The organism is Ewingella sp. AOP8-B2-18, assembly GCF_052376015.1.
GTDB classification, from domain to species: Bacteria; Pseudomonadota; Gammaproteobacteria; order Enterobacterales; family Enterobacteriaceae; genus Ewingella; species Ewingella allii.
Map to the genome: position 1 here is coordinate 1 of NZ_JBQSVB010000036.1, position 3,950 is coordinate 3,950.

The 3,950-nt window shown below is 52.9% G+C and carries 2 protein-coding genes and 1 pseudogene; 1 reads left to right on the forward strand and 2 read right to left on the reverse strand.

The window, feature by feature from the left end:
* Positions 1 to 187: 187 nt before the first annotated feature.
* Positions 188 to 1,915, reverse strand: a complete 1,728-nt coding sequence (gene dld, locus ACT3RR_RS22840) for a D-lactate dehydrogenase (RefSeq protein WP_353504352.1) — start codon at positions 1,913 to 1,915, stop codon at positions 188 to 190.
* A gap of 387 nt (positions 1,916 to 2,302) precedes the next feature.
* On the opposite strand from dld, the gene ACT3RR_RS22845 reads away from it, so the two are divergent.
* The gene (locus ACT3RR_RS22845) at positions 2,303 to 3,214 is read left to right on the forward strand and encodes a LysR family transcriptional regulator (protein ID WP_353504337.1); all 912 of its coding nucleotides are present in this window, start codon (positions 2,303 to 2,305) and stop codon (positions 3,212 to 3,214) included.
* 416 nt (positions 3,215 to 3,630) lie between these two features.
* On the opposite strand, the pseudogene ACT3RR_RS22850 reads toward ACT3RR_RS22845, so the two are convergent.
* Positions 3,631 to 3,950 (reverse strand): annotated as a pseudogene (locus ACT3RR_RS22850) (hypothetical protein); the annotation flags it as partial.

Sequence of the window (3,950 nt, forward strand, 5' to 3'; positions counted from 1 at the left end):
CAAGGGTCCAGCAACCATCGGCATGAGCGATAGCTGAGCTGAGTTACTTTTCGTGTGTATGTGTGCGGCTCCCTTAGAAGCCGTCTTCCCAAGCAGGTGCTAGAGCGCCTACAAGCCATTCATGGTCCGACGGTCATGGCGCCGCTGGCTTCGGAGCAACCCGTACTGCTGGCGTGTCGGCCTCAGGCTAGCGATAGTTAGTGAACTTCGACGTGTGGCCGATACCGGGGTTGAAGCAGTTGCAGGGGTCCAGCCCTTGATAGTGATTGCGCAGGGCGGGCTTGGCGTAATACAGATGTCCGACATTGTGTTCAGCTGGGTATTCGGCACCGCGCTGATCCAGCAACTTCCACATCTTGTGCTCGATCGCCATGCAGTCGTTGCCCTTCTTCACGATGTAGTCCTGGTGGAACACGTGACAGAGGAAGTGGCCGTAATAGAGCTTGAGGATGATTGGCGTCTCGATCTCCCGCGGCAGCTTCTCGAACCAGTCCCGTTTGTTGCGTGGCAATGCGATATCCAGGGCGAGAATGTTCTCCACGGTCCGGGCGTGTACCGCACGGTAGCGGTTGGCTGCGCCGGCTGCCGCGAAACGATGCAGGAAAGCTTTGTCGCCTTCTTCGGGCGTACATTCGAAGAAGCTACCGGTCGCCGTGGAGAAGTAGTCCTTGAGAAAGCTTCGGGCCTCGTCCGTGCCCTCCGCCGAGACTTTGAGTAGCAAGTGATGTTCGAACTTCTCGTGGAAGTCTTTCATGCGCGCCGGCAGATGATTCGGGAACAGGTGACTTGCTGCCTGCATGAAGCGATCGGTCAGGTGCGCTGGCAGAAAGGGGATTCGGTCAAAAATAGTATCGAATCGGGCCTTCAGCGCAAACAGCTTTGGCAATCTCGCCGTGCCGAGGTAATGGATCATAAGAAAGGTATCTTTCCCATACTTCTCAGCAATTTCGAACGCATCGCGATGCATGTATTCGCCAGAGATCGGCATATGCTTGAATTTGCCGAGTACTTGCCGCCTGATATCGGTCAGCTCGTCGGTCTTGTTTGTACCGATATAGAATACCTGGGGGTTCTTCTCGATCGGGAATGTGTCCAGGCGCACTGCAAACACCATGACTTTGCCGGCGGATCCGGAGGACTCGTACAGCCGTCCAGGGTCCGCATTGAAGCGGGCCGGCGTGTCCTCGTCGATCTCGCGGACATGCTGGACATAGTTGTGATCTGACCCTGCTCCAGCGTCGTGAACGACGTCAGAGTCGGAGAAATCACCGCTGTCGAGGTGTCCCAGGATGTCCTCCTCCGACCCAGTCAGACGGATTCCGAGATGATTGACCAGGTGTAAATGTCCCTCGTCATCGACGCGTGCGAATACCGACATCTGCGTATACGCCGGGCCGCGCTGAACCAGCGCGCCCCCCGAGTTGTTGCATACCCCGCCAAATACTGAGGCGCCGATGCAACTGGAGCCGATGACAGAATGCGGTTCCCGCCCAATGGGCAATAACTTTTGCTCAAGCTGATCGAGCGTCGCACCCGGTAGGCAGACAACCTGCGTACCACCCTCGATCAGATAGACCTTTTTCATGCGAATGGTGCTGACGATGACGATGTCGCGGTCATAGTCGTTACCGTCGGGCGTTGAACCACCCGTTAGTCCCGTGTTGGACGCTTGCGAGATAACGATCACGTTGGCATTGATGCAGGCCTTCAGTACATGCCATTGTTCGACAAGTGACCCGGGCCTGACGACTGCCAGAGCCTTGCCGGTGCCAAATCTGAATCCCGTTCGATAGCGTTTCGTCGCGGCTTCATCGGTCAAAACGTTTTTTCGGCCGACGATGGCCGTCAAGTTGGAGACGAGAAGGCTGCGGTCACCAGCCGGTTGGACCGAAGCGGCCGTGGGCCATTCAAGCATTGAGGACACGAGAGACTCCTTATTTGTTTAAGGGCGTCAAACGAAGGGCACAGAGATCAAGGATCTGCTCTGGTTGGCCTACGAGAAAAACCGCCCTTTGTTGATGATGTTGTCAGCTTAGGAGCATGTCGCGATTCGATCCAATACTTCATAGACACGTTTTCAAGACGAGAAACATATCGAAAACAAGTTGGTCGAGGTATGCTGGTCGTATCCGTGCGCTCTCCCTCCATTTGGGTGCAGGCGTGCCCAAGATGACGGCGTGCGCCGCTCGGCCTCGTTTCCGTACACGCGCATACGGTGCAGGCACTGAAGCCGCCATGCTCAGATGGCTGATCTGGAGTCTTGGGCTTTCGCCCGCACGCACCTTGAACCGGAGGACATACCATGGAGTTTCGCCAGTTGCGGTATTTTTTGGCCGTGGCCGAGCATCTGCATTTCACCATCGCAGCAGAGCGACTCGGCATCGCCCAGCCTCCCCTAAGCCAACAGATCATCAAGCTTGAGCGGGAAATCGGCACAAAGCTCTTTTTCCGTTATCCGAGACGAGTAGAGCTGACTGAGGCTGGCACCATCTTCAGGGAGAGCGCTAGACGCATACTTGAAGATGCCGACCGTGCACTAGTACAGGTGAAGAAGGCTGCCAGAGGCGAAAGTGGCAGTTTGTCCATCGGCTTTGCCGGATCGACGGTCTTTCATCCCTTGGTGGCTACGGTCATGCGTCAATTTCGCCAGGGTTATCCGGGCGTTTCGATCAAGTCCGAAGAGAGCAATAGCACAACGCTTCTCGAAACAGTCATGGATGGCAAGGTCGATTGCGCTTTGGTTAGGCTCCCATTGAATTGTCGGGACCTCGACACCGTTTCTCTGGTTGAGGAGGAAATGGTCGCGGTCCTGCCATCGGGTCATCGCCTGGGCCGTTTGAGAAGCATTGAACTGGCGCAACTGTCGCGCGATCCGCTTATTCTCTTTCCTCGCCACATAGGCCCTGACCTGTATGACTCGATTATCAGTGCTTGCCGCATTGCGGGTTTCTCACCGCAGATCGAGATGGAATCTCCGCAGATTTCCTCGACCGTGAACATGGTTGCGGCCGGCTTCGGTGTGACACTGATCCCCGAGTCCATTCGACAAATACATGCGACCGGTGTGACCTATCAGAAAATCAAGCACAAGGTGCTTAGGACGACCATTGCACTGGTGCACCGACCACGTGAGAAGTCAGCTACCGTCCAAAACTTGGTAGGCATCCTTCGAACCATCGCCAAACAGCGCTCTAGAAGCGACGCCAAACCTTAGCGATCAGTGGCAACCGCCGCCACCCGACTGAAAAACCAGTATCTATTCTGCAACCGCTGATTGAGGGGGGCAGTTTGGAGATCGGAAATTATTATACGTTTAGCGCATTATTTAACCACGCCAACCCATAAGGGATTGATTTAGTGCCAGTGGCTATAGCTTTTAAATTATCGCGTATTCCGTATCGTATTTAGGTTATCCGATTAGACAAAATCCACGGGAAACGGCGTATAGCGCGGGAGTACACCCTATTGCTAGAGGTAAACCTGTCCAAAAAAACAGGCTTACCGTACAATAATTCACTATATCCAAACTGACCCCAAACAGCGCGATACTGTCGAGAATACGCGTGAGCAGGTCAAACTGACAGAACGTGATGTCGACGTCCTAACGTTGTTAACTTTATTTAAAAATCTTCAGTTGTGAAAGTAATGTCTGAAAGCAGCAATCACTTCTGAAAAGTGATTGATTGAGAGAAAATGTTTTACTAACACAGCAACTAGTATTGTTATGAATAAACTCGCAAACGTACCAAGCATGATGTATTCAGAACGTTGACTGTCGTTATCATCCTTTAAGTCATTAAATCTAAAGGCTGTTTTGATAGCCATGACCGCCGCGATTGCCGTGAATTGTCCAAGAAGATACAAAGTAAAAATCATTATTCTTTCAATGTAACCTATCCATTTTCCGCCATTGTTTGTTATGAACACATTTTCAACATCTACACTCAATT

What these genes read in the sequence shown, in the direction of transcription:
- dld (WP_353504352.1), bottom strand. Translation starts at nt 1,915, where the DNA reads ATGCTTGAATGGCCCACGGCCGCTTCGGTCCAACCGGCTGGTGACCGC.
- ACT3RR_RS22845 (WP_353504337.1), top strand. Translation starts at nt 2,303, where the DNA reads ATGGAGTTTCGCCAGTTGCGGTATTTTTTGGCCGTGGCCGAGCATCTG.